The organism is Lysobacter sp. cf310, assembly GCF_900114355.1.
Lineage (GTDB): Bacteria > Pseudomonadota > Gammaproteobacteria > Xanthomonadales > Xanthomonadaceae > Lysobacter.
Window position 1 is genome coordinate 495,075 of the sequence record NZ_FOSS01000002.1, and the last position, 26,903, is coordinate 521,977.

At 68.1% G+C, this 26,903-nt stretch carries 14 protein-coding genes; 8 read left to right on the plus strand and 6 right to left on the minus strand.

The features are described 5' to 3' along the window. The first annotated feature begins 80 nt into the window (after nt 1–80). From BMZ45_RS08845 to BMZ45_RS08865, 5 genes are all read left to right on the plus strand, one after another. Entirely contained in the window at nt 81–1,136 is a 1,056-nt protein-coding gene (locus BMZ45_RS08845) for a quinone-dependent dihydroorotate dehydrogenase (RefSeq protein ID WP_091635223.1), read from the plus strand. Next, on the plus strand, nt 1,133–2,179 hold the full coding sequence (gene murB / locus BMZ45_RS08850) for a UDP-N-acetylmuramate dehydrogenase (RefSeq protein ID WP_091635226.1): 1,047 nt from the start codon (nt 1,133–1,135) through the stop codon (nt 2,177–2,179). The genes BMZ45_RS08845 and murB overlap by 4 nt, the downstream gene beginning before the upstream one ends. A 20-nt stretch (nt 2,180–2,199) precedes the next feature. Further along, nucleotides 2,200–3,087, plus strand: a complete 888-nt coding sequence (locus BMZ45_RS08855; RefSeq protein ID WP_091635228.1) for a DMT family transporter — start codon at nt 2,200–2,202, stop codon at nt 3,085–3,087. A 284-nt stretch (nt 3,088–3,371) separates the two neighbouring features. Next, nucleotides 3,372–4,775 (plus strand): pectin acetylesterase-family hydrolase, encoded by a 1,404-nt coding sequence (locus BMZ45_RS08860; protein ID WP_091635231.1) that lies wholly within the window; start codon nt 3,372–3,374, stop codon nt 4,773–4,775. 15 nt (nt 4,776–4,790) lie between these two features. Continuing rightward, a complete protein-coding gene (locus BMZ45_RS08865; RefSeq protein ID WP_091635234.1) occupies nt 4,791–5,399 on the plus strand; it encodes a hypothetical protein in 609 nt (202 codons plus the stop codon). Nucleotides 5,400–5,529: 130 nt separating this feature from the next. On the opposite strand, the gene BMZ45_RS08870 is transcribed toward BMZ45_RS08865, so the two are convergent. The 6 genes from BMZ45_RS08870 to ispG all read right to left on the minus strand — a co-directional run bounded on the left by BMZ45_RS08870 (nt 5,530) and on the right by ispG (nt 21,831). Next, nucleotides 5,530–5,991, minus strand: a complete 462-nt coding sequence (locus BMZ45_RS08870) for a hypothetical protein (RefSeq protein ID WP_056173564.1) — start codon at nt 5,989–5,991, stop codon at nt 5,530–5,532. Between the two features lie 265 nt (nt 5,992–6,256). Further along, nucleotides 6,257–7,945 carry a YadA-like family protein gene (locus BMZ45_RS22165; protein WP_091635236.1) on the minus strand — a complete coding sequence of 563 codons (1,689 nt, stop codon included), beginning with the start codon at nt 7,943–7,945 and terminating at the stop codon, nt 6,257–6,259. 109 nt (nt 7,946–8,054) lie between these two features. After that, nucleotides 8,055–11,384: a S8 family serine peptidase gene (locus tag BMZ45_RS22115; RefSeq protein ID WP_091635239.1), complete on the minus strand. Its 3,330-nt coding sequence runs from the start codon at nt 11,382–11,384 to the stop codon at nt 8,055–8,057. A 1,268-nt stretch (nt 11,385–12,652) separates the two neighbouring features. Next, nucleotides 12,653–19,729: an RHS repeat-associated core domain-containing protein gene (locus tag BMZ45_RS08885; protein WP_091635242.1), complete on the minus strand. Its 7,077-nt coding sequence runs from the start codon at nt 19,727–19,729 to the stop codon at nt 12,653–12,655. A 124-nt stretch (nt 19,730–19,853) separates the two neighbouring features. Further along, entirely contained in the window at nt 19,854–20,537 is a 684-nt protein-coding gene (locus BMZ45_RS08890; RefSeq protein WP_254776609.1) for a phosphatase PAP2 family protein, read from the minus strand. Nucleotides 20,538–20,559: 22 nt separating this feature from the next. Continuing rightward, nucleotides 20,560–21,831 (minus strand): flavodoxin-dependent (E)-4-hydroxy-3-methylbut-2-enyl-diphosphate synthase, encoded by a 1,272-nt coding sequence (gene ispG / locus BMZ45_RS08895; RefSeq protein WP_091635247.1) that lies wholly within the window; start codon nt 21,829–21,831, stop codon nt 20,560–20,562. 133 nt (nt 21,832–21,964) lie between these two features. Here ispG and xseA point away from each other — a divergent pair, with 133 nt between their 5' ends. From xseA to BMZ45_RS08910, 3 genes are all read left to right on the plus strand, one after another. Continuing rightward, a complete protein-coding gene (xseA, locus tag BMZ45_RS08900; protein ID WP_091635250.1) occupies nt 21,965–23,320 on the plus strand; it encodes an exodeoxyribonuclease VII large subunit in 1,356 nt (451 codons plus the stop codon). A 297-nt stretch (nt 23,321–23,617) separates the two neighbouring features. Further along, entirely contained in the window at nt 23,618–25,264 is a 1,647-nt protein-coding gene (locus tag BMZ45_RS08905; RefSeq protein ID WP_091635253.1) for an acetolactate synthase large subunit, read from the plus strand. A gap of 41 nt (nt 25,265–25,305) precedes the next feature. Beyond that, entirely contained in the window at nt 25,306–26,778 is a 1,473-nt protein-coding gene (locus BMZ45_RS08910; protein ID WP_091635256.1) for an aldehyde dehydrogenase family protein, read from the plus strand. Nucleotides 26,779–26,903: the final 125 nt, after the last annotated feature.

Consider the following 26,903-nt stretch of genomic DNA (forward strand, 5'->3'; position numbering starts at 1 on the left):
GCCGGACGATCCGCGCTCGCCTGATGAGCGCCGCATAGGCGATAATGCGCGTTCGTTCTACAGCGGACGCCTGCGATCCCGTGTACAGCCTCGCCCGCCCCTTTCTCTTCGGACTGGATGCCGAACGAGCGCATGGCCTTGGCCTCACGGCGCTGGAAACGGCTTATCGCACCGGCCTCAACCCGCTGCTGACTACCCGGCCCAAGCCGTTTCCGACCAAGGCCTTCGGCCTGACCTTCCCCAATCCGGTCGGCCTGGCCGCCGGTCTGGACAAGAACGGCGCGCACATCGATGCCCTGCTCGCGCTGGGCTTCGGCTTCGTCGAGATCGGCACGGTCACGCCGCGGCCGCAGGAAGGCAATCCCAAGCCGCGCATGTTCCGCCTGCCCGAGCACGAGGCGGTGATCAACCGCCTGGGCTTCAACAACGAGGGCGTCGATGCCCTGGTCCGCAATGTCGAGCGCGCACAGCGCCGCCACGGCCTGCTCGGCATCAACATCGGCAAGAACAAGGACACTCCGAACGAGTCGGCCGAGGACGATTACCTGCTGTGTCTGGAGCGGGTCTATCCGCTGGCCGACTACATCACGGTCAACATCTCCTCGCCCAACACCGCCGGCCTGCGCGAGCTGCAGGAAGAGCAATCCCTGCGCCGCCTGATCGGCACCCTGCGCGAGGCGCAGGAGAAGTACGCCGGCCTGCACGGCAAGCGCGTGCCGATGCTGGTCAAGATCGCGCCCGACCTGTCCGATCACGACATCGAGGCCGCCGCGCGCGTGCTCAGCGAACTGCAGGTGGACGGCGTGATCGCCACCAACACCACCGTCTCGCGCATCGCCATCGAAGGCGCGGCGCGTGCGGGCGAGGTGGGCGGCCTGTCCGGGCGTCCGCTGATGGGCCAGTCGACCACGGTGCTGCGCATGCTGCGCACGCGCCTGCCCGAATCGATTCCGATGATCGGCGTGGGCGGCATCCTTTCCGGCGCCGACGCGGTGACCAAGATGGCCGCCGGCGCGGCCCTGGTGCAGTGCTACACCGGCCTGGTCTATCGCGGCCCGGCGCTGGTCAACGAATGCGTGGAAGCGATGCGTCGCCGCAAGGAAGCCCCGAGCCGCGGCAACGTCCCGCCGGCATGAGCGACGCCGTCCGCCTCCTGCGCGAGGCCGCGCTGATCCGACGCAACACCTTCGGCGTGGCCGCGACCGCGCCGGTGCTGGCCGAGGTCGCCGACGCCGCGCGCCTGGACGAAGCCCTGCGCCTGCCCGAGCTGCGCGATGGCATCGCCCTGATCCTGGGCGGCGGCAGCAACCTGCTGTTCGCCGGCGATCCCGAGGGCCCGGTGCTGGCCCTGACCGGCGAGCGCGTGCAGGTGCTGGGCGAGCGGCCCGATGGCGACGGCGCGATCCTGCGCGCCGACGCCGGCGTGCCCTGGCATGGCTTCGTGATGCACTCGCTGGAAGCCGGTTACGCCGGCCTAGAGAACCTGGCCCTGATCCCGGGCACGGTCGGCGCCGCACCGATCCAGAACATCGGCGCCTACGGCGTGGAGGTGCGCGACTTCGTGCACGCGGTCGAGGCCTATGAACCGGCCACCGCCACCCTGCACCGCTTCGACGCCGCCGCCTGCCGTTTCGCCTATCGCGACAGCCTGTTCAAGCACGCGCCCGATCGCTACCTGGTCACCGCCGTCGAGTTCGCGCTGCCGCGCACGCCCGCGCTCAAGCTGGACTACGCCGGTCTGGGCGAGGAACTCGCGGCCATGGGCGTGGACGCGCCGACGCCGCGCGCGGTCGCCGAGGCGGTGATCGCGATCCGGCGCCGCAAGCTGCCCGATCCGGCCGTGCTCGGCAACGCCGGCAGCTTCTTCAAGAATCCGATCGTGCCGCGCGCGCAGGCCGAGGCGTTGTCGGCCGAACACGCCGCGCTGCCGGTGTTCCGCGGCGCCGACGAGGACAGCCGCAAGCTGTCGGCGGGCTGGCTGATCGACGCCTGCGGCTGGAAGGGCCATCGCGACGGCGACGCCGGCGTGGCCGCCTCGCATGCGCTGGTGCTGGTCAATCACGGCCAGGCCAGCGGCCTGCAACTGCTAGCCCTCGCGCGCCGCATCGCCGATTCGGTGCAGGCCCGCTTCGGCGTCGCGATCGAACCCGAGCCGCGCCTGATCGGCGCACGCTGGTGAGCGCCCCGCTCTCGCAACCGATGCGCGCGGCGGCCTACATGCTGGCCAGCACGCTGTGCTTCGGCGCGATGGCGATCGTGATCCGGATCGCCTCGGCCGAGCTGCACACCTTCGAGATCGCGTTCTTCCGCAACTTCTTCGGCCTGCTCGCGGTGCTGCCGCTGCTGGCCGGCGCCAACCGCGCCGCCCTGCGCACCAAGCAGCTGCCGCGCTACTTTGTGCGTTGCGCGATCGGCATCTGCTCGATGCTGGCCGGGTTCTGGGCGATCGGCCACCTGCCGCTGGCGCAGGCGATTTCGCTGTCGTATTCCACCCCGTTGTTCGTGACCATCGCCGCGGTGCTGTTCCTGGGCGAGCAGGTGCGCGCGCGACGCTGGGCCGCGGTCGCGCTGGGCTTCGTCGGCGTGCTGGTGATCGTGCGCCCGGGCTCGGCCGACTTCACCGCCGGCACCCTGATCGCCCTGCTCGCGGCGGTGCTCAGCGGCGTGGTCGCGATCCAGATCAAGCAGCTGTCGCGCGTGGATTCGGCCAATACCATCGTGCTGTACACCTATCTGTTCTGGGTACCGATGTCGCTGCTGCCCGCGCTGTTCGTGTGGGAATGGCCGCAGGGCGCGATGTGGGTGTGGGTGATCGCCGCCGGCGTGCTCGGCACCGGCGGCCAGGTGCTGTGGACGCACGCGCTCAAACTCGGCGAAGTCTCGGCGCTGACCCCGATCAGCTTCATGCAGCTGCCGCTGGTCGCGGTGGCCGGCTGGCTGTGGTTCGGCGAATCCATCGACCGCTGGACCGTGATCGGCGCCAGCATCATCCTGGCCTCCAACGCCTACATCGCCCACCGCGAGGCGGTGCTGGCGCGGCGCGCGGCCTCCAACGCGGCCAGCGAAGCGGCGGCGCCGGGCGAATAAGGCCCGAAGCGCCGCAGCGCCATGCTGCGGCGCAAGAACCGCAAGCGCCCGCGCCCCGGTTCCGTGACCGGATTCCGGGCATAAACGGACACGCAGGGCAGCGTTTGCGGCCAATCGGCCGTGTGCGTGCGATACGCATTGACGGTGCCGCGCTCGCGGCGATATCCAGACGCAGCAGTATGGACAGGGGGCTGCCGCGACGGCATCGGACCGGGGGGGACCGATAGCACGCCGCGTCGCGCGGGCATCGCCCGCACACATCGCACGCAAAGGAGAGCTAGGCCATGGCCAATACCCGTTCCGTCGCCGTCGTCCTGCTGGGAGGCGCGATCGCGCTGGCCAGCCCGCCGCTGTTGGCCGAAGAAGGCGACTACGGTTTCTTCCAGACCCTGCGCAACCTGGTCTCGCCACCGCGCGCGAACAACCCGGTGCAGCCCGCGCAGCGCCAGGGTCAGTACCCGCTGCTGAGCAAGGACGCCGCCAAATCCGACGGCTTCAGCCCGGGCGCTTACTACCAGTGGCAGACCGTGCAGTTGCCGGCCGAGACCGGCGCGGTCTGCGGCGACGGCTCGCCGTACAAGATCTTCGTCAACCGCGTGCCCAACACCACCAACACCATCATCTACATGGAAGGCGGCGGCGCATGCTGGGACTACGCGAGCTGCTCGGGCCAAAGCGGCATCCGCGGCGCGCGCAACCCCAACGGCATTCCCGACGACTACATGAGCCTGCTCAATCCCGGCGCCAGCCTGGTGAGCCCGTTCGTGACCCGGGTCAGCCCCTTCGACGCGGTCAAGACCCAGAACTGGAACATGGTCTACGTGCCCTATTGCACGGGCGACATCTACGGCGGCGACAAGGTCGCGGTCTACAACGACCCCAGCAACCAGGCCCCGCCGCTGGTCTGGCATCACAACGGCCTGCGCAATTCGCGCGCGGTGGTGGCCTGGTTGAAGGACAACCTGCCGCGTCCGGGCCAGATGCTCAGCACCGGCTGCAGCGCCGGCGGCGCCGGCAGTCTGATCAGCTACGACCCGCTGCGCCGCGACCTCGCGCCCACGCGCGGCTTCCTGATCGACGATTCCGGCCCGATCTTCCCCACCCCGCGCAACGGCGACCCGGCGCAATATCCCTCGCAGCCGCTGATGGCGCACATCCGCGGCGCCTGGGGCCTGGACGCGCCCAACGGCCCGCTCGCCTATCTGGCCAGCGGCCTGCCGCAGCTGGACCTCAACGAACTGGGCTCGCTGTATCCGGCGCTCGCCAATAAGCACAGCGGCGACCGCCTCGGCGCGACCCACTTCTGGCAGGACCTCAACTACTCCTCGTACTCCTACGAGCGCTTCCACGACGACATCCAGGCCGCGCCCGACCAGGCCGCCAAGGAAGCCCTGATCCACAGCAAGTGGGGCGCCGATACCCAGCGGCTATCCGCGCGTTTGAACACGCTGGACAACTTCGGCGGCTACTTCCCGCAGTACCGCGCGCTCAACGAAAGCCACTGCACCACCATCGTCGATTTCAAGAACGGCGACGTGCAGGCGCAGAACCTGCAGTTGAAGCAGTTCATCGACAGCGTGCTCGACGGCAACGGCAAGGTCGTGGACGCCAGCGAAGCCAACGACCAGGCCGACCGCGCCAAGCCGTTCAACCTGCTGTACTGGCTGGTCGACCAGCTGCTGGGTTAAGGCGCGGCGACGCGCATGAGCCGCACCAAGCTGCTGTTGATCGCCCTCGCCGTCGCGGCCCTGGCCGCGGCGGTGCTGGTGGCGCGCTCGCGCGAGGCGCGCGCGAGCGTCGCCGCCGTCGCGGGCGCGCAGGCTGGCCCGACCGAAGCCAGGCAAGCCGCGCTGCTGGCCACGCCGCAAGCGCGCGCCTATCGCGACCGGCAGCACTTCCGCGACGAGGCGCAGCGTTACTTCCGCGACGCCGCCGCACTGAGCGCGGCCGAACGCGCGCGCCAGGCCCAGGCGCTGGAACAGGACGTCGACGCCTACGAGCGCGCCGGCGAACTGTCGGCCGGCGAAACCATGCTGCTGCGTGTGGCCCTGATCCAGGCCACCGTGCCCGACCAGGCCGAACAGATGCGTCAGGTCGAAGCGCTGGCGACGCGCTACCGCGCCATCGCCGACCAGCGCAACGCGCAATGGCTGGCGCAGCAACGCCAGGACCCGCGCTTCCAGTCCTACAAGCAGCGCGAGGCGCAGGTGGTGGCCGAAGTGGCGGCGCTGAGCAAGATTCCGGGCGGCCTGACCCGCGACGAGTACCTGCGCCAGCGCCTGCAGACCGAACGCGAACGCGCGTATCGATAGAGTCGCGGGCGCGATGCTCCGAACGCGACGCCCCTCGTAGGATGCGGTAAGCCCAAGGCGCACCGCATCGCCCCACGCGAGCAGCCCAGCACGCAGCGATGCGGCCATCAGCGCATCCTACGAGGCACGCTCACTTGACCTTGGATATCCCCAGATAGGCGTAGCCGGCCGAGATCGCCAGGCCGATCCAGGACTGGCCGTACGCCACCAGTTCCTTAGGCAGGGTCGGATTGCGGTCCAGCCCCAGGATGAAGGCGTACAGACCCACTGAGGTCCACACCAGCATGCAGACGATCGAAATCGACGACTGCATGATGGACTGCCAGCTGCCTGGCGTTTGCGAACGCACGCCCAGCAAGGAGGGCACGTCGCCCGGCTCGGCGATGGCGAGCTGGGCGATGACCAAGGCCGATACCAGCCCTGCGATCCAGGAGAAGGCTTGCGACATAGCTGGAGTGAAACCGCAGTTAGGCTCGTCGGTTTCGCAGTTCGCCGTCACTCCGTAGCGGAAGAAGATATAGACGTAGAGCGAAAGCAGGATGATCACGATCGGCGCGCCGAACCAGGCGCGCGCATTGCTGTTGTCGGCCATGTCCTTTCCCCTGTATTGGCGCGTCGCGCCAAATCCCGGCCAAGTCCTTCGCCGGCGCGCAAACACTGTGACGCGGGTGCTGCGTCGTCAAGTCGCGGTGCAACACGCGCCCCAGGCCGGCCCTCGTCTGAGCGCGCCCGCAACCGCGTCGTATGCCGTGCGACGGCAATACCAGCTCAACACGTCGCTTGCGCGGCGACCCGCATCGCCAAAAAAAACGGCGCCCGGAGGCGCCGTCAATGTGTCGCACATTCCCAGGGAAGCTTTACCAACCGAAACCCACACCCACGCCCGCCGAGCTCTCCGAGCTGCTGAAAGCGCCGCCGAAAGTCACCGTGGCGCGCTCGCTGATCGCGCGCTGGTAACCGATCGACAGGGCCTGCTCGCCGTTCTGGAAGCCCGCACCGACCGCGACGCGGTTCTTGGTGTGGATGCCCGCGGCCGAGGTCGCCATCTGCACCATCGCCGCGGTCATCGCGCCGGCGCGATCGATGCGGCGATCGGTGCGGTCGAAGCCCCACTGCATGTCGCTGCGCAGGTCGTCGATCGCCACCATCGGCGCCGCGATCGCCTGGGCGAAGCGGGTGTCGGTGTAGGTGTTGGCGCTGCGCAGCGTGGCCACGTCGCCGGCGTCGGCATGCGCGTTGGCCGAGTTGAGCGTGGCCGCGTCGCCGGCGTCGGCGTGCGCGTTGGCCTGGTTCAGCACCACCGCGTTGTTGCTGGTTACGCGCGAGTCGGTGTAGCTGTTGGCGCTGGCCAGCGTGCCGGCCGCCACCGTGTCGGTGTAGGTGTTGGCGCTGTTGAGGGTGTTGGCCGCCACCGTGTCGGTATAGGTGTTGGCGGCGTTCAAGGTGTTGGCCGCGACGGTATCGGTGTAGGTGTTGGCCGCGTTCAAGGTCGCCGCGTTGCCGTCCTGCAACTGGGTCAGATTGACCGCGTCGGTGCCCTGGGTGCCGGCGGCGACGTTGGTGATCTGGCGTTCGTTGCCGGTATCGCCGACCGAAACGGTGTTGGCGCGGTTGGCGTTGGAGCCCGCGCCCAGGGCGACGCTATTGGTCGCGCTGGCGTTGCTGCCCTGGCCGATAGCGGTCGCGTTCTGCACGGTCGCCTGCGCGCCGTAGCCGAACGCGCTGCTGCCGATGCCGCTGGCCACGCTGCGACCGCCGAAGGCGCTGGACTGGTCGGCCGTCGCTTGCGCGCCGCCGCCGTAGGCGCTGGATTCCAGGCCGCTGGCGGTGGTGACCTCGTCCGGATCGACCACGCCGTCGCCGTCCTTGTCGACCCAGCCGCCGTTGGCGGTGGCGCCGTCGGCGCTGGCGACGCTGTGCGCGCCGGTCGCGGTGCTGCCCTTGCCGCTGGCGGTGGAGCCCGCGCCGTTGGCGGTGCTGGCGTCGCCCGAGGCGACCGAACCGCTGCCGCTGGCGCTGCTGAGTTCGCCGCTGGCGATGGCGTTGTAGCCGTGCGCGGTGCTGCCCAGGCCGCTGGCTTCGCTGAAGGCGCCGGTGGCGGTGGCGTTGTCGTTGGTCGCGCGCGCGCCGGCGCCGCTGGCGCTGCTGAACTGGCCGGTCGCCTCGCTGGCGGTGCCGGTGGCGGTGGCGAATTCGCCGCTGGCGTTGCTGCCGCTGCCGGAGGCGGTGGCGCCGAAACCGCCGGCCTGCGCGCCCTGGCCCACCGCGGTGCTCTGATCGCCGCCGGCATTGCTGTCGGCGCCGACCGCGGTGCTGCCGGTGCCGCTGGCGGTGCTGGCCGCGCCTACCGCGGTGCTGCCGTCGCCGCTGGCGGTCGCGCCGCTGCCGCAGGCGGTGGCGCCGCCGCCGGCCGCGGTCGCGCCGCCGGTGGTGGTGCCGCCCAGGCCGTCGTCGAGCAGGCAGGGTTCGCCGGCCATCGCGGTGGCGGGCAGGGCCAGCGCGAGCAACAGCGCGGACGACAGGAGCGTGGAGTGCATCTGCTTCATTGCGTTCCCCCTAAGGAATCGATTGGATGGGCCGTGCAACGCGGCCCGTACCGGTATCTGAGAAATCGCCGGGCCCGTTGCCGGGCCCGGCGAAGTTAGCGAGCCAACGTTACGGCGTGACCGTCAGCGTTACGCGCGCGGCGACCTTGGGCTTGACCGGGTCGTTGCTCGCCACGCAGATGTAGCCCACGTGCGTGCCCGCGCTCAGGCCGGCTGCGTTGAGCTGCACTTGGGCGTTGTTGCCCACCGCGCCCGGGTTCACGCGTCCCATCGCGCTCACCGGTGCGCCGATCCACGGCGCGCCGCAGGCGTTGGACGCGCCCACGTTCCAGGCCAGGCCTGCGAAACCGGTGGCCGCGGTCCAGGCGCCGGCGCCGGCGGTGGTCACCGTGATGGTGCGGAACACGTTATCGCCGGTGTTGGAAGCGAACCACACCCAACGGTTGGCGAAGCTGGAACGCGCACTCACCACCAGCCAGTAACGGCCCGGCAGCAGGTCCACGTTCTGGCCGGCGGCAGTCAGGTTGAGGCCGATGTTGGCGCCGGTGATGGTCACGCCGGCGGCGGTCGGTGCGGCGGTGTAGCTCCACACGGCCACGCCCGGCGACGCTTGCGGATTGCCTTCCGGATTGCCGCCGCTGTCGCGGAACAGGGTCCAGGTCAGGCTGGTCGCGGTGGTCGCCAGCGGCTGATTGCTGGACACGAAGCCTTCCGTGAACAGCGTGACGATGCGCGTGGCCTCGGTCACGGTGAAGTCGTCGGCGCTGAACTGCGCCGCCGAACCGGCGGTCGCCGGATCCGTGTAGGTGGTGGCGCGGAAGCCGCTGCTGACCGCGCCGCGCGGCGCGTCCAGCAAGGTGCGCAGGCCCTGCCCGGTGTTGTCGATCGTGTAATCCAGACGCGAACCGCCGAGGTTGTCGATGCGGAAGTTGGCGAAGCCGGTACCGCCCACGGGCAAGGTCGCCGCGATCTGCAGCGGGTTGAGTGCGATCACCGGCGGCGGCACCGACACCGCCACGGGCAGGCGCAGGGTCGGCTGGTCGAGCGTGCCGATCGAGGTCGGGGTCAGCACCAGGGTGCCGAAGTTCCAGGAACCGTCGGCCGGCAACTGATAGCTGTTGACCGTGACCTTGACGGCCTTGCTCTCGCCCGGATTGAGCGTGAACAGCGCCGGCGTGATCGTGCCGCTGAGACCGGTCAGCTTCACCGTCCAACCCTGGCGCACCGTCTGGGTGTTGCGGAAGGTACGCGTGAACACGCAGCGCTCGACGCAGCGCGCCTTGGCCAGGCTGGGCTGGTTGAGGTTGGCGACGTCGCCGCCGCTGGCCGGATTCGCGGCCAGGTAGTTGGCGCGAGTTTCGTTGAGCACCAGACCGGCGCGCAGCGCGAGGTCGACGCGCAGACGGCCGCCGCCGCGATCGAACGGCGTCGCGGGCGTGATCGAATCTTCCTTGAACACCTGCTGCTCGGCGGTCATCACCAGCGCCGACTTCACCTCCGGCACCGTCCAGGTCGGACGCGCCTGACGCAGCAGACCGGCGGCGCCGGCGTGGTGCGGCGACGCCATCGAGGTACCGCTCATCAGACCGACCGCATTCTCGGAGCCGCTGATGGCGGTACCCGCGACCACGGCCAGGATGTTGACGCCGGGCGCGGTGACGTCGGGCTTGAGCAGATCGAAGGTACCGGCCGGGCCGCGCGAGCTGAAATCGGCGAGCACGTCGGGCGTGTTCGGGATCGGCAGCACGCTGATGCCGGCGGTGCCGGGATTGCCGGCCAGGAAATCGCGCACCGCATTGGCGTCGGTCTGCAGCATCGCGAAGCCGGGGATGGTCGCGCCGGTCATGGTCGGGATCAGACCGCCGGCGGCGTTGTTGGCGATCACCACGGCCACCGCGCCGGCGGTGGCCGCATTACCCGACTTGATCGTGAACGAACAGGTACCGCGGCGGATCACCGCGATCGCGCCGGTGAAGGTGCCGGCCGGATACGCGGCGCAGCCGTCGTCGGCGGTGTCGATGCCCGGGCTCACGCGCAGCGGCGTGGTCGGCGCGATCGCAGCGGTGAACGCGACGCCACCGGTGCCCTCGTTGAGCACGATCGCGCTCAGCGCGGCCGGCACGACGCCGGGGCCGGTGACCTGCATGACCGGATTGAAATCCTGGCGGCCGTGTTGCGCCGCCGCGGTCGAACCGGTCCAGGGCTCGAGGTGGCCCATGGTGTTGGGGCCGGGGCCGCTGTTGCCGGCCGAGGTGGCGACGTAGATGCCGGCGTTGACCGCGTTGAGGAAGGCCAGCGAGACCGAATCGCTCCACGGGCTTTCGCCGCCGCCGATCGAGAAGTTCAGCACGTCGACGATGCCGTCGGCGACCGCCTGGTCGACCGCGGCGGCCGACGAGGTGTTCGGGCACAGGCCGCGACCGGTCGCCGTGTTCGTGTAGCACACGTCGTAGGCGATGATGTTGGCGTGCGGCGCGACGCCCGAGATCAGGCTGTTGCGGCCCTTGAAGTTCACGGTGCGGAAGTTGCCCGCCGTGGTCGCGGCGGTATGGCTGCCATGGCTGTTGGTGTCGCCGAAGCCCGGCTCCTCGCGGATGTTGGGCGCGCCGCAAGTGTTGCCCGGCGCCGCGCACACGAAGTCGTAACCGCCGATCAGCTTGTCGTTGCAGCGACCCGCATCGACGCCGCCGGCCGCGCAGGTGCCCAGGTAGGTGCCGGCGCCGAGCGGATTGACGTGGGTGTAGCCCTGCTCATCGGTGGCCGCGAACGAGGGGCTGCCGAAGTTGATGCCCGAATCGATGATGCCGACCACCACGCCCTCGCCCTTGACCGGACTGGTCGGCGAATTCCACAGCTCGGGCGCGCCGATCAGGGCCGGACCGACGTCGGTGTCCTGCTCGTACTCGCGGTATTCCTCGACGAACTGAACCTCGGACAGACGCTGCACCTGCTGCGCCTCGGCCTCGCTCAGGTCGGTGACCACCGCGTTGAGCGCATGCTGCATGCGGCGCTCGATCCGCAGCGGGCGGCCGATCGCGGCGGCGATGCCGGCCTCGTGCTGGCGCTGCGCGCCTTCGAGGTGACGCACGTAGGCGCGGGCGCGCGAGCTGCGCACATCGACGCGGCCTTCGCCGGCCACGGTCGCGGCGGCGCGCGCCATCTGCGGCACGCCGGGCTCGCCCACCATGCGCTCAGGCGCCGGCAAACCCTGGACCTCGCCGCGGTAGGTCGCCAGCGGCGCCTCGCGGTAGACCACGATGTACTTGCGGACCTGCTGCTCCGGCAGATTGTTATTGGCGCCGGCGCTGGCCGGCGGCGCACCGCCGATCGGCGCGCCGGCATCGGATACGCCGCCGCCGAGCATGACGGTGGCGCCGGCGATCGCGGCCAGCGCACCCAGCGCGAGCCCGATCGTCCATCGGTTGATTCTTGTCGACATGTGCAACGTCCCCTAATGCGAGTTCCGCAATGCATACGCCCACCGACGGCGTTACGCCGAACCGGTGGCCCAGATGGGAGAGTGGTATTGAGCGAGGCCCGACCGGCCGCAGGAGCACGAACCGCCAGAGGCGCCGGCCGGCGCTTCCCCAGGCGCCGACCTGATCGATAACGGGCGCCGATACAGATCGCCCTACCTCGTCAGGCACATGCTATGCACAAAATCGCCCAGTGGGCATGTGCCTGAGCACCAGATTCAGACACCTGTGCGGTGCCGGCCGGAGCAAAGCCGGTTATGTCGGTGCAGGAAAGTCCGAAAGCGCAGGGCTTAAGACTGCCTCATGCGCCGACGACGCGCCCGGATCAGACCCGCTGATCCGTCGCCCACCAGGGCCCGCCTCGAGCGCCAGCAGATGCATCGCCCCCGGGCCGGGTCGCCACCGGTCCGCCGACCCGGAGGTCGGCCAGGTAACGCAGCCCCGTACACACGCGGCAGGCTGCAAAAGACGAAGTAAGTGAAACGCGGCAGAGCGCCCCTTCTAGGCCCATCCTGACCCGGATTTCCCATGCCAGAAGCCCGTACGCCCTCCATTGCCCAACGCGATCTCGTAGGCCAGACCGTCCAGGCTGTAGCGGGCATACCGCGCGTACTGAACTCCACCTTGCTCCAGCGGCCGGAGGTACTACAACGGCGGTAGCCTCAGGAGTCGCCACACCGCTGTCGGACCTGTAGGAATCTCACTCCCTCGCCCGCTGATCTATGGGTGTCCTTGTTTCATCCTTGTTTCACCTTGCGCCCCAATCGAAGGACAATACAACTGAGAAGCTCCTTAACCCTTCGAACAGAAGCCGACGGGGCTCGCAATAGGCAAAAGAGGCAGCGACTTTCCACCAACAGAGAATGTTGCCGTAATGAAATGCCTCCTTAAGTCGACCTTACAGTAAACACTACGAATCGTCATTTCGCTCAGCGCATATCGTTTCGACTCAGAAGGAGCAAGCTCGACAAGCGAAGGCTCACCGAAATCGTCTGATCGAGCGCACCGTTTCAACTCGCTCCCATTGACGTCAGTAACGGCTATCGCCAATCCAGAAACGTTGCAACACCCTATATGCGGCGAATCTCTTGGAACTGCAATGACCGAATCACTTCGATTTGTCACCGTGACATACAACGTCTCGGCCTCAGCGTCCACGCATACTCCATCTTCCTGCCCATGCGCGCAGCCGAACAAAAGCATCGCTGAGAAAAATAACATTGAGCGCTTCTTAGTAGACTCGATCATAGTGCCCCCCTAAAACCGCCTCTCTATTTGCCGAGTTCAAATTACTAAGCGCTTCGTTCATTCGATAGCGAAAACCCGCCACATGCTGTGCAGTATTCCCAAATCGGGCTGCATTCGCGATGTTGTATTTGTACGCCTCATATTCACCGGCCCAAAGTTTCTGCGGGCCGTCATCCCACCCTCTGCCCAAATAGTGAACCTTCCAATGCATCTCAATTTCATGACCGACCGTACTCCCAAGTCGCGCCCATGAAGTGAACGCCTTCCTACCCAGGATCATCTCACCATTCACCGACATCGTGCCGGCATGCGCGTTTGGATGAGCATTGTATCCATATGTAACACCTGCATCCTTTATACCAAAGTGACGAGCAGCGGCCCTAGCTGCGGTGACTCGATCATTTGGATCAGTTGAAGCCATTAGCTTCCTCAGGTGATCGTTAGGCACATCACGGAGATCCGTTTTTTCATCATAGGTGTCGGAAGCAAATCCACGACGCTGCAAACCACCAGCCAGCGCAGCCTGTATAGCACCAGTCACGGCTCCGTTTGCGAACTTTCCACCCGTTAGCTCGGAAATCGTGCCGCCCAGCAGCGCGCCCGTTAGCGCACGACCGAGGTCATTTCCAATATCCGCGACATGCGGCATGAATCCCGCAGTCAATCCTGCCGACAAGAAGGCGCTGCCAAAATCGCCGCCCTGCAGTCGCGCCATCACACCGCCAGTCAATGCCATCATGCCGGCGCGCACCAGCGGATTGGCACCCTGCATAGCGATTCCCATGCCCGTAGTCATGAGACTAGTCATTGCACCGAGCACACCTCCGCGAAGGCTCTGGGTGGCAACGGCTCCGGACACGAATCCAGCCGCCGCATAGAAGGCTAGTGCGGCGCCACCCTCGATCCCATAGGCCTGCCCTGTCGCGGCGGCCACGATCATCACGATCGCCCCCAACCACTGCCTCTCTTCCACCCCCAGCATGCCACTGGGGTCGGTATAGCGCAGCGGGTTGTTGAACACGTAGGTGTACGCGTTCCAGCTCTGCGGATTGGCCGGGTCCTGGATAAACGGATCGACTTGCAGGAATCGCCCCAGAGCGGGATCGAAGATGCGGCCGTTCATATGGATCACGCCGACAGCGTCGACATGCTCGTGGCCGGTGAAGCCGCGCGTGGTCAGGCTGGGCGCGGCACCGCTGCCAGTGCCGGTCAGGTGGCTGCGACGCGCGCCGTAGGCCGCGAAGTCCATGTTGTTGAATACGGCGCCCGATTCGGTGGCCGTGCGGACCAGGCTGCCCAAGCGGTCGTGGAATAGGAAGCGCTTAGTGACCGAGGTGCCGACGATCTGCTGCAACAGGACGCCGCCCAGGGTGCGCTTGATCGTGGTCACGCCCAGATCGGTCACGATCTCCACGTTACCCAGGTACAGCGTGGTCTTGCCGCCATCCTCGCGTTTGTAGCGCTGGCCATCGCTGCCGTACCAGAAACGGGTGCGCGTGCCATTACCCAACGAGATCTCGTAAGCCAGATCGTCCGCGCTGTAGTAGGCCGTACGGTCGTTGGCGGTGCCCGGCTCGTCGCGGACGGTCTGATTGCCGCGCGCGTCGTAGTAATAGAAAACGCTGCCGCCGCCATCCAGCACGGTTTCGGCGACCCGATGCGGGCCGCTGGTGCTGGCGCTGCCGTTGCCCTCCAAACCACCCGCACCGCAGCCGGCGTTGCCGTCATAGCGGTAGGTACGATCGTCCTTGCGGCAGACATTGCCGATCAGGTCGTAGGCGAAACGCTGGGTGACCAGGTCCACCGTCACGCCGTCGCGCATCGCCTGTCGGCCTTCGACCAGACGATTCAGACTGTCGTAGGTGAAGGTTTCCAGATAGCGGTTTTCTTTCTGCTGTGTATGCAGATTGCCCGCCGCGTCCCAGGCGTACAGCTCCTTCATCAGATTGCAGGTACTCGCGTTGCCGGCGCACAGCGATTCCAGCCGCCCCGTCAACGTCGAATACGAACGCTTCACGTCCATAGTCGCCGAGTTGCCGCGGCGCTCGCTGATGGCGTTGCCCCAGGCATCGGTTTCCAGCGTGCGCGAGACCGTGTTGGCGTCCGAGGGGCAGCCGGCCTGGGTGCCTTCCGGGTTCAGGCCCACATCGCAGGTCGCGCTGGGCATGCCGCGGGTATTGAACTCCACCTTGCTCCAGCGGCCGGAGGCGTCTTGCGACAGCCACGGGCGACCTAGCTCGTCGTACTCGGTTTGGGCGACATAGGTGGCGCCGTCGATCACGGTCTCCACCCGCTTGACGCGCCCCATGACGTCGTACTGATAGTTGCGGCTGAAGCTCAGCTGCGGCCCGCCCCCGGTCCCACCGCCGGCCGCCCACTGCGCGTAGGCCCCTGTCACCGTCTCGCTGGCCAGCTTGCCGGCGCCGTTCGTCGCGGTGTCGTAGTTGTAGGTGGACTGCGATTCGATGTTGCCGTTCGCCAGGCGCACGGTCTTGCGCCAGACGCGGCCGCGAGCGTCGTACAGGTTCTCGGTACGATTGCCCGCCGCGTCCTGCTCGACGACTACCTCGCCGGCAGCGTTGTATTGGTAGGTGGTTTCGCCCGCATCGGGGTCGGTCTGCTGTACCTTGCGGCCGAGCACGTCGTATTGGAAGTAGTTGACCACCGCGCCGCGACCGGCATCGCGGTTTACGTTGCTGACCGTACCGTCCGCGTTGTAGTAGTTGGCCAAGCCCTTGTGGTTGGGATCGGTAACCGTGACCACCTCGCCCAAACCATTGCGCGTGGTGGTCATCTGGTTGCCGCGCGGATCGACCGCGACCGTCCAGGGACCGGAGTAGTAGTTCTGTGCGGTTGCGCCGTCCGGCGCGGTAACGAAGCGCGGGCGCCCCAGCAGATCGTAAATCGTGGTGGTCCAATCGCGGCCGGCCGAACAGACATCCGCCGACACCGCGGGGCCGCCGCTGCCCACGGTTCCGCCCAGGAAGAACGGATTGGAGGTACGAACCGGCTTGCCCGTGGCTTCGTATTCCGTACATACCGCCGAGACGTCCTTGCCGGATACGCCGACATTGAAGGTCTCGCTGGCCTTCATCACCGGCCGGCCCAGTACGTCGAAGTAGGTCCACGAAGAGGGAGCCGCAGTCCCGCTGACCTCCTGGCGGAAACGCGCGCCGATCGGACAGCTCACCGCACCCGAGCCTGTCCCGCACCAGCGATAGCGCGTATAGCCGTAAGCGCCGCCGCTGCCCGGCGTCGACATTGGCGAAGTCTGGTTCCAGGTCGCATAGTCGCGACCCAGCGCGCCGCTTTCGGCGACTGTGCGCACTCCGTTGACGTCTATCGCTTCGACTACGGCGCCATAGCGGTTACGCCCCAACACGGTCAGCGTGCCGCGCTCAACCTGCGTGGAGCCGTTGTAGAACGGTTCTGACGTCTGAATAGGGAAACGACCGCGGCTATCGTAGGTGACTTTGCTGTACCGCACGACCTCATGCGGATCGGTCGAGCGGAAGTTCGGTGTCGTGCTACAGATCGACGACGACACTCCGGCGCAGGTTACGCTCAGTCCCTTGTTGCCGTAATCGTCGTAGTAGTACAGCTTGCGCAGGTCCTGATCGGCCGTACCGATGTACTGGGTCCGCTCCTCGGTCAACAGGCCGGTGACAGGGCCTGTCATGGAGTAGCCGAACGTGGTGAGCCTGACCACATTGGGCTTGCCCGGACGCGCGTGCTCGACCCAGCTCACGTTCAAACGGCCCAAGCGCCACCGCACCGGATCGTCGGCATAGCTATTGTTGTTGACGACCGTGGAAGTGGGATTGGTTTCGCTGAGCGTGTAGGTAGTCACATCCGACCGGGCCACGCTGCCGTAGTCGGCGTAGTGGAACGCCGTGGTGGTACGGCCGGTCTGCATACCGGTGAACGGGTCGCGCAGCTTTTCCTCGGTGCCGAAGGTGGCGACATGGATCGGCGCCTGCACGCCCGCCTGGAATCCGGCGCCGGTCATCCACCACGCCTGCGTCTGGTCCGAGAACCAGCTGCCGCCCAACGACGGCAAGCCTTGCCCACGCGGCACGAAGCAGGCGTCGGTGACCGGACCCGTCAGGCACGCCGGCACCGCATACGCCTGGTCGGCCACCGCGGACTTGACGGTGCGCTGCGGCATGCCGATGAACGGGAAGTTCTGCTGATACGTGTTGCTGGTGACGACGTAGCCGCTGGCGTGGTTCACATCGATGGTGTCGATGGCGCCGAAGCCCAGATAGCCGCGGCCGCCGGCCTGCATCAGCGCGCCGGAATAGCGGTAGTACAAGGTGGCCTTGGCCTCGGGCGCGCCCGACTTGGGCGCGCTGCTGGCCGCGCGCCAGACCACATAGGCCGGGCCCAACACGTCGCGCACGGGCGATCCGCGCCCCCACACGGCGGCGTTGCGCGTGCCCACGGCCGGCCGATACAGATCCTTGTTGATCAGCGGCGCATAGCCGACATCGGTTTCCGCGCCGAGGCCGTTGGTGAAGCGGGTAATGACGTCGCGCGGAATGAAACGGTTGGTCGGACCAGGGCGCGAGAAATAGATCGGCGAAGTCGAGTCGTCCCAGCGCACGCGCATATAGTCGACGTTGCCGTCGCCGTCGTAGTCGCCGAATAAATAGCTATGACGCGGCAGGCACATCGTATCGCCGCAACCGGTCAGCACGTTGGGCAGCGCCACGGCGGGCGAGAACGCGCCCGCGGGGTCGCCGTAACGCACCACGAACTGCTGCGCGTCGCTGCGTGGGTACACGATGTCCGCGCGGCCGTCGGCATTGATGTCGGCCACCTGCAACTGCGAGGTGAGAATGCCGCTGTCGATGGGGCCACCGTTGACGAAGCCGGTGCCGGTATTGATGCCGAAGCCGGGAACACCGGTCGATTTGCCGTGCACGATGTAATCGGTCAGCCCATCGCCGTTGATGTCGGCGAAGCTCATCGCCTCGCTGGTCGAGAACTGGAAGCCGCCGTAAATCCTGGCGCTGACGCTATTCGCCGTGATTTGCTCGACGGTGAACGGCGCCATCGTCGCGCACCCCGTTACCACCGCTTGAGTGGCGTTGCTCAGGGCCACCGGCTCACTGTTCGGATGCGTCGGCGGATCGCCAGGCCCAGGGCCCGGTCCGCCGGGGCCACCGCCACCGCTACACCCGGCACTCACCTCGATCAGCAGATCCGAACGCGAGTCGGCGTTGAAATCGTTGAGCTGCTGGTAATTGCTCTTGCGATACAGCCCGTAGACCGCATAGCCGTTGCCCTGCGCATCCAGCAGCGACAGCAAACGCTCATTGCCCCAGCGATAGCCGTAGCTGCCGCCGCGCTCCATCACGCGTACATACATGCTGCCCGCACGCGGATAGATCAGGTCGATTAGGCCGTCGCCGTTGACGTCGGCATGCTGCGGTTCGGCATTCTTGACCGAACCCGCGCCCGGAACCGGTTGGGCCAGTTCGGCGAGCAGGTTCACGCCGGTCTGGAACGGCTGGCTGTAGTCGCCGTTGGAGCGATAGCCCACCCAGTTCGGCGTGCCGCTCAGGAACAGATCGTCGCGGCCGTCGTCGTCGTAGTCGAGCAGGAACCAGCTGGCGTCGCCCTCGTACTCCTCCCAGCTCAGCTCATACGGGCTGCACAGCACCGGATTGCCCACGGTGAAGTAAGGCTTGCCGCTGGGGTCCTGGCGACTGAAGGCCACGTAGATGCTTTCGGTGCCGCAAGCTTCGCCGGTTTGACCGTCCTTGATCCAGACCAGGTCCTGGCGCCCGTCGCCGTCGATGTCGCCGAACTTCAGGCCCTCGAACTTGATCAGGCTGCCGTTGGGAATGGAGCCGGAGGACTCCTGGGTTTCGAAGAAGCCGCGGCTGTCGGTGTAGCTCTGGCTCCAGTTGAAGCTGGTCGGCGCCGCGCAGATCTGCTGGGCGCTGTCATTGCACTCGCGCAGCTGGGTCAAGGTCTGGGCGGCGCTGCCGTAGGCGTAGGTCAACGCGTAGTGACGCACCGTGGCGTAGCTGCCGTTGTAGTCGTCGTCGACCGTCGAGGTGATGCTGTCCAGACGGTGCGCCAGCTGGGTGTAGCCGCCGGCGATGTAAGCCTTGTAGGCGGGCGCCGCGCTGTAGTTGAAGACGATCTCGGCATAAGGCGCCGAGGCCGGAGCGGACTGGCCCGCCAAGGCGGTCTTGCCGGTGTAGCGCACCTTATGGATCAGGTGCTCGCCGACGCCGCCGTCCAGCCCCTCGTGATAGACGTAGTCGATATAGTTGCCGGTGGAATCCTGGAAACGCGTCTGCGCCCAGGTCAGGGCCATCGCTTCCTTGCCCGGCGCGTTGCTGTTGACGTAACCGTCCGCGCGATTGGCGCTGCCGCTGTTGTCGCGATCGCCGTACCAGGACGTCGAACCGTCCTTACGCTCGACGGTGAAGAAGGACGGGCCGTTGGCGCCGCCGTCTGCGTAGGCGCACACGCGCTGGAAGGACTCCAACTCGGTGCGGAAGCCGGACACGGTGAAACCGGCGACGCTGGGGCAGGCGTCGTTGGTGCCGGCATAGGCGACCAGGCGCTGGCCGTCGAGGCAGTAGCGATCCGAATCGGAGAAATTGACCGGCGGCGGGCTGCCGTCCACCGGCTGACCGTTCTCGATGAAGTCGCCGGCCTCGCGCGTGGCGCGGCAGCGCGAGATCGAAGACAGGCCCCCGATCGACCAGCCCTTCCCCAGCGCCCCGTTACCGGCTTGGCTGGAGTAATTCAGACTCATCTTCGGCGCGACACCGGCGGTACCCGGTGCCGAGTACAAGGGCACGGTGTAGGTCGCTGCGCCGGTCTCGTCGACCCGGAACTCCGCGCCGATGGCCGACACACGGTCCGACTCGGGATCGCTGGCGAACAAGGCGGTCGGCGGCAAACTGCCTCCCGTAGTGGGCTCGGCGAAGCTGCCGGATATCAGTACGCCCGCTTGCAGCAGCAGCAAACCGGCGACGGCGGACAACAGCAGGATCGGCCCCAGCGGTGCTCGGGCGGCAGTTTCGTTCGACATGGAAAGCGGTCCCCTCACCGCAAAGCCGCCGGCCACTCGCGCAGCAGCGCGATCCTATGACCGACGTAAGCTATTGATAATTTTGAAGGCCGTCACACTTCCGCGCAAGGCATAGCGGCGACACCTAACTTGCTGATTGCGTCCGCCGCCACGGCCCCACCCCGCCCCGGAACGCCAGCAGATACACCGCCACCGCCCAGGCCGTGGCCACCGCCCAGCCGGCCAGGATGTCGGAGGGGTAATGCACACCCAGGTAGACCCGCGACAGGCCGACCAGCAGCACGAAGGCGGCCATGAGCAGCGCCACCGGCCAGCGCCAGCGCGTGCGCCAGACCAGCAAGGTCAGCACGCAGGCCAGGGTCGCCGAGCCCATGGCGTGGCCGCTGGGGAAGCTGTAGTTGTGCTCGGGCGCGATCGATTCCCACAGCGACGGCCGGTCGCGCGCGAACGCCTGCTTGGCGGCGATGTTGAGCAGGGCCGAGCCGCCCAGCGCGATCGCAGCGTAGGTGGCCTCGCGGAAACGGCGCAGCAGGCTCAGCGCCAGCACGAACGCGATATCGAAGGGGACCACGCCGTAGAGGTAGCCCACCTTGCTGATCGCGACGAAGAAGCGGTCGAACCCTTCGCGCGCCAAGGAGTGCGCGAACTGCAGGATGGGCTCGTCGAACGGGATCGTGTCCTGCTCGTGGATCTCGTCGGCCAACTCGGCGAAGGCCCACAGCGGCAACAGCAGGCCGGCGAACACCAGCAGCAGGCGCAGGCCGTGGCGGCGCAGGAAGGCGACGCCGAAGCGCGCTTCCTGCTTCAGCGCCGCGTCGTCGCCGGCGGGATCAGGCACCCGCTGCGCTAGCGCCATAGTTGCGTTCGACGTAACGGTCGATGAGGTCGACGAATTCGTCGGCGATGCGCTCGCCGCGCAGGGTCACGGTCTTCTCGCCATCCTCGAACACTGGCGCCGACGGCGCTTCGCCCGTACCCGGCAGCGAGATGCCGATGTTGGCATGGCGCGATTCGCCGGGGCCGTTGACCACGCAGCCCATCACCGCCAGGGTCAGGTTCTCCGCGCCCGGGTGGCTGATCTTCCACTCCGGCATCTTGGTGCGCACATGCTCCTGCACCTTCTGCGCGAGTTCCTGGAAGAAGGTGCTGGTGGTGCGGCCGCAGCCCGGGCAGGCGGTGACCATCGGGGTGAACGCGCGCAGGCCCATGGTCTGCAGCAGTTCCTGGGCGACGATGACTTCGTTGTTGCGCGACTGGCCGGGCTCGGGCGTGAGCGAAATGCGGATGGTGTCGCCGATGCCTTCCTGCAGCAGCACGCCCAGCGCGGCGCTGGAGGCGACGATGCCCTTGCTGCCGATGCCGGCCTCGGTCAGGCCCAGATGCAGGGCGAAATCGCCGCGGTTGGCGAGCTCGCGATAGACCGCGATCAGCTCCTGCACGCCGCTGACCTTGGCGCTGAGCACGATGCGATCGGCCGGCAGGCCGATCTCGACCGCGCGCTGGGCCGAGTCCAGGGCCGAGCGGATCAAGGCTTCGCGCAGCACCCGGCCGGCGTCCCAGGGTTCGGCGCGGGCGTGGTTCTCGTCCATCAGGGTCGCCGCCAGGGCCTGGTCCAGCGAGCCCCAGTTGGCGCCGATGCGCACCGGCTTGCCGTACTTGATCGCGAACTCGATCAGGGTCGCGAACTGGCTGTCCTTCTTCTTGCCGAAGCCGACGTTGCCGGGGTTGATGCGGTACTTGCCCAGGGCCTCGGCGCAGGCCGGCTCGGCGGTGAGCAGTTGATGGCCGTTGTAGTGGAAGTCGCCGATGATCGGCACCTCGATGCCCATCATCGCCAGCTTGTCGACGATGCGCGGCACCGCCGCGGCGGCTTCGACGGTGTTGACCGTGACCCGCACCAGTTCCGAGCCGGCGCGCCACAGCTCGGCGACCTGCTTGGTGGTGGAGGCGACGTCGGCGGTGTCGGTGTTGGTCATCGACTGCACCACCACCGGCGCGCCGCCGCCGACCTCGACCGCGCCGATGCGGACGCTGCGGGTCAGGCGACGCGGCAAGGGGCCGAAACCGGGATGGGCGCAGGGCAAGGGAGCGTCGGAATTCATGTCGGCATTGTAAGGCCGGGCGGCCGGTTCCGCCCGCGCGACGCAGATCCGGACGTTAACCAAGCCCGAATCCCGAATTCCCCATCCCGGCCGCAAAAGCAGTACGGTATCGGGCCGTAACGTCCGCCCGAACATGAACGCCGCCGCGCCCGACCACGTGCTCTCGCCCAGCCAGCTCAACGCCCTGGCGCGCAATCTGCTGGAGGACACGTTCCCCCTGGTCTGGGTCGAGGGCGAGCTGGGCAACCTGTCGCGGCCCTCCTCCGGGCATCTGTACATGACCCTCAAGGACGCGCGCGCGCAGGTGCGCTGCGCGATGTTCAAGCCCAAGAGCAGCTGGCTGAAGTTCGTCCCGCGCGAAGGCCTGCGCGTGCTCGCGCGCGGCCGCCTGACCCTGTACGAGGCGCGCGGCGACTACCAGTTGGTGCTGGACCACATGGAAGAGGCCGGCGAAGGCGCGCTGCGGCGCGCGTTCGAGGAACTCAAGGCGCGCCTGAGCGCCGAAGGCCTGTTCGACCCCGAGCGCAAGCGTCCGCTGCCGCGCTATCCGGCGCGCGTGGGCGTGATCACCTCGCCCAGCGGCGCGGCGGTGCGCGACGTGCTCAGCGTGTTCGCGCGACGCTTTCCGCTGATCCAGGCCGAGGTGCTGCCGGTGCCGGTGCAGGGCGAAGGCGCCGCGGCCCAGATCGTGAGCATGCTGCAACGCGCCGAGGCGTCCGGCCGCTACGACGTGCTGGTGCTGGCGCGCGGCGGCGGCTCGCTGGAAGACCTGTGGGCCTTCAACGACGAACGCCTGGCGCGCGCGATCGCGGCCTGCGAGGTGCCGGTGGTGTCGGCGATCGGCCACGAGACCGACTTCAGCCTGTCCGACTTCGCCGCCGACCTGCGCGCGCCGACGCCGTCGGTGGCGGCCGAACTGATCGCGCCCGATCGCGACGAATTGCTGCGCCGCCTGCGCCAGCTCGACGCGCGCCTGCGCAATCTGCAGCTGCAGCGCCTGCGCCAGGCCATGCAGCGCGCCGACCGCGCCGCGCTGCGCCTCAATGCGCTGCGGCCGCAGGCGCGCCTGCAGGCCCTGCGCCTGCGCCAGGCCGAGGCGCTGCGCCGGCTCAATGCGGCCTGGCAACGCCGGCTCGAGCGCGAACGCGCGCAACTGCGCCATGCCGACGCGGTGCTGCGCGCCAACCACCCGCAACGCCGCATCGCCGCCCTGCGCGAACGCCTGAGCGCGCTCGCCCAGCGCCCGCGCGCCGCGGTGGAGCGCCGGCTCGCCCACCGCAGCCTGCACCTGCGCGGCCTGGCACGCTCGCTGGAAGCGGTCAGCCCGCTGGCCACGGTCGCGCGCGGCTACGCCATCCTGCAGCGCGAGGACGGTCACGTCGTGCGCAGCGTGCTGGACGCGGCGCCCGGCGATCGTCTCAGCGCGCGCGTCCAGGACGGGCGGCTGCGGGTGAAAGTCGAGGGCGCGGACGACGACGCGGCCGCCTGAGGCGCTGTTCGATACGAGTTGCGCCGCAGCGGGATTCATCGCGGCTTACGCCGCTCCCACAGGCGGCGGGCACCAGAAACTCAGGGCCTGCGCAGGCCCCTCCGCAGCGCCGCCGCTGCGCCTGTGGGAGCGGCGTGAGCCGCGATAGCGCCGCCTCGCACTCGACGATGGCGTCGACGGCCGACGCCCCGCCTATGCGACGCACCGTTCCGCCCAAGGCGCCCCGCCATCGCCCATCGCTAACACGATCTGAGCGAGGATCGCAGGACTCGGGCGCAGCCCCCCACGGAGTCCCGCATGACCAAGGCGTCCGATCTGTTCGTCGCCGCGCTCGAGGCCGAAGGCGTGGAGTACGTATTCGGCATTCCGGGCGAAGAAAACCTGGACCTGCTCGAGTCGCTGCGCACCTCCACGATCAAGCTGGTCCTGACCCGCCACGAACAAGCCGCCGGTTTCATGGCCGCGACCTACGGCCGCCTCACCGGCAAGGCCGGGGTCTGCCTGTCGACCCTGGGCCCAGGCGCGACCAACCTGGTCACCCCCGCCGCCTACGCCCAGCTCGGCGCGATGCCGATGCTGATGATCACCGGTCAGAAGCCGATCAAGACCAGCAAGCAAGGCCATTTCCAGATCGTCGACGTGGTCGACACCCTGCGCCCGCTGACCAAGTACACGCGCCAGATCGTGTCCGCCGATGCGATCCCGGCGCGCGTGCGCGAGGCCTTCCGGCGCGCCGAGGAGGAGCGCCCCGGCGCCACCCATCTGGAGTTGCCGCAGGACATCGCCGCCGATCCGACCGAGGCCCGGCTGATCCCGGCCTCGTACTCGCGCCGCCCGCTGGCCGAGGACAAGGCCATCGCGCATGCCGCCGCCGCGATCATGCGCGCGCGCCATCCGCTGCTGATGATCGGCGCCGGCGCCAACCGCAAGGCCACCGCTCACCAGCTGCGCGCCCTGATCGCCAAGCTCGGCATCCCCTTCTTCACCACCCAGATGGGCAAGGGCGTGGTCGACGAGACCGACCCGCTGTGGCTGGGCAACGCCGCCCTGTCCGACCACGACTTCGTGCATCGCGCGATCGACGCCGCCGACTGCATCGTCAACATCGGCCACGACGTCATCGAGAAGCCGCCGTTCTTCATGCGCGAAGGCCGGCGCACGGTGATCCACGTCAACTACGCCAGCGCCGAGGTCGACGCGGTGTACTTCCCGCAGATCGAAGTGGTGGGCGACATCGCCAACGCGGTCTGGCAGCTGTCGGAGGCGATCGCGCCGCAGCCGCACTGGGACTTCGCCTTCTTCGACCGCGTGCGCGCCGCGATGGAAGCGCAGATCGACGAGCGCAATGCCGACCCGCGTTATCCGCTGGTGCCGCAGCGCCTGGTCGCCGACGTGCGCACCGCGATGGGCGAACGCGACATCGTCTGCCTCGACAACGGCCTGTACAAACTCTGGTTCGCGCGCGGCTACCGCTGCCGCCGCCCCAATACCCTGCTGCTGGACAACGCGCTGGCGACCATGGGCGCGGGCCTGCCCTCGGCGATGGCGGCGCGCATCGTGCACCCCGACCGGCGCGTGCTCGCGGTCTGCGGCGACGGCGGCTTCATGATGAATTCGCAGGAGCTGGAGACCGCGGTGCGCCTGGGCCTGGACCTGACCGTGCTGGTGCTGCGCGACGACGCCTACGGCATGATCAAGTGGAAGCAGGCCCACGAGCGCTACCCCAGCTTCGGCATGGACCTGGGCAATCCGGACTTCGTGAAATACGCCGAGAGCTACGGCGCGCGCGGCCACCGTCCCGCCAGCAGCGACGAATTCCTGCCGCTGCTGCGACGCGCGCTGGACGCGCCCGGCGTCGACCTGATCGAAGTGCCGATCGACTACGCCGACGACGATCGTATCCTCAACGAAGACATCCCGCGCCTGAGCGCCGCGGTGCGCTGAGCGCCGACGCCCACCACCTCCGTACGCAACCGGAATCCGCCATGGCCAAGTCCCCCTCCAAGTCCAAGACCGCCTCCGGACTCAAGAGCAGCTACCCCTACTACCTCGCCAATCGCCCGGTCGCGGCCAACACCGACCTGGAAGTACTGGACAAGTACAGCGGCAAGGTCGCCACCCGCGTCGCCTTCGCCGACGCCGCGGTGGTGCGCAAGGCCATCGTCGCCGCGCACAAGGCGCGCGAGGCCATGGCCGCGTTTCCGCCCGACGCCCGCCGCGACGTGCTCGAACACTGCGTCAAGCGCTTCAGCGAGCGCCACGAAGAGCTGTCGCTGGCCCTGTGCATCGAGGCCGGCAAGCCGATCAAGGACGCGCGCGGCGAAGTCACCCGCCTGATCGACACCTTCCGCATCGCCGCCGGCGAAGCCACGCGCCTGGACGGCGAGATCATCGAGCTGCAGATCTCGCCGCGTACGCGCGGCTACCGCGGCATGGTCAAGCGCGTGCCGGTCGGGGCCTGCAGTTTCATCACCCCGTTCAACTTTCCGCTCAACCTGGTCGCGCACAAGGTCGCGCCGGCGATCGCCGCCGGCTGCCCCTTCGTGCTCAAGCCCGCGGTCAAGACCCCCGTGGGCGCGCTCATCATCGGCGAGGTGCTGGCCGAGACCGATCTGCCCAAGGGCGCGTTCTCGGTGATCTGCTGTTCCAACGAGGACGCGGGCGCGCTCACCGAGGACGAGCGCATCGCCCTGCTGAGTTTCACCGGCGGTCTGATCGGCTGGGAGCTCAAGGCGCGTGCGGGCCGCAAGAAGGTGACCCTGGAACTGGGCGGCAACGCGGCCTGCATCATCGACGAAGACCCGGGCGTGCCGCTGGATCACGTGGTCGAGCGGTTGGTGTTCGGCGCCTATTACCAGAGCGGCCAGAGCTGCATCAGCGTGCAGCGCATCTACGCGCACGCGGCGATCTACGACCCATTGCGCAAGAAGCTCAAGGCGGCGGTGTCGAAGCTGCGCATGGGCGACCCCCGCGACGAGCGCACCTTCATCGGCCCGGTGATCGACGAGGCCGCGGCCAAGCGCATCGAGTCCTGGGTGGCGGCCGCGCGCAAGGGCGGCGCCAAGCTGATCGCCGGCGGCGAACGCCGCGGCAACATGCTGCCGGCGACGCTGCTGGAACGGGTGCCGCGCGACAGCGACCTGTTCCGCCAGGAAGTGTTCGGCCCGGTCGCGTTCATGGCCCCGTTCGAGGACTTCGACCAGGCCCTGGCCCAGGTCAACGACAGCGACTTCGGCCTGCAGGCCGGCGTATTCACCGGCCGCCTCGACCACGCCATGCGCGCCTGGGACCGCCTGGAGGTCGGCGGCGTGATCGTCGGCGACGTGCCCAGCTTCCGCGTCGACAACATGCCCTACGGCGGCGTGAAAAATTCGGGCCTGGGCCGCGAGGGCGTGCGTTATGCGATCGAGGATATGACCGAGCAGCGTTTGCTGGTGATTCGCGATCCGGTGGCGTAACGCTGTTTTAGTCCCTCTTCCGCTGGCGGCGCCCGAAAGGTATGCAAGGCTGAGAGGCGTCGGGGTGAGGGCCGGGCGCGAGCGCGCGCAACTCCCGCCTCGCACGGCGCCCTCACGCGCCCTGC

Coding starts and splice junctions, on each gene's coding strand:
- murB (WP_091635226.1), top strand. CDS start 1,133: ATGAGCGACGCCGTCCGCCTCCTGCGCGAGGCCGCGCTGATCCGACGC.
- BMZ45_RS08855 (WP_091635228.1), top strand. CDS start 2,200: ATGCGCGCGGCGGCCTACATGCTGGCCAGCACGCTGTGCTTCGGCGCG.
- BMZ45_RS08860 (WP_091635231.1), top strand. CDS start 3,372: ATGGCCAATACCCGTTCCGTCGCCGTCGTCCTGCTGGGAGGCGCGATC.
- BMZ45_RS08865 (WP_091635234.1), top strand. CDS start 4,791: ATGAGCCGCACCAAGCTGCTGTTGATCGCCCTCGCCGTCGCGGCCCTG.
- BMZ45_RS08870 (WP_056173564.1), bottom strand. CDS start 5,991: ATGGCCGACAACAGCAATGCGCGCGCCTGGTTCGGCGCGCCGATCGTG.
- BMZ45_RS22165 (WP_091635236.1), bottom strand. CDS start 7,945: ATGAAGCAGATGCACTCCACGCTCCTGTCGTCCGCGCTGTTGCTCGCG.
- BMZ45_RS22115 (WP_091635239.1), bottom strand. CDS start 11,384: ATGTCGACAAGAATCAACCGATGGACGATCGGGCTCGCGCTGGGTGCG.
- BMZ45_RS08885 (WP_091635242.1), bottom strand. CDS start 19,729: ATGTCGAACGAAACTGCCGCCCGAGCACCGCTGGGGCCGATCCTGCTG.
- ispG (WP_091635247.1), bottom strand. CDS start 21,831: ATGAATTCCGACGCTCCCTTGCCCTGCGCCCATCCCGGTTTCGGCCCC.
- xseA (WP_091635250.1), top strand. CDS start 21,965: ATGAACGCCGCCGCGCCCGACCACGTGCTCTCGCCCAGCCAGCTCAAC.
- BMZ45_RS08905 (WP_091635253.1), top strand. CDS start 23,618: ATGACCAAGGCGTCCGATCTGTTCGTCGCCGCGCTCGAGGCCGAAGGC.
- BMZ45_RS08910 (WP_091635256.1), top strand. CDS start 25,306: ATGGCCAAGTCCCCCTCCAAGTCCAAGACCGCCTCCGGACTCAAGAGC.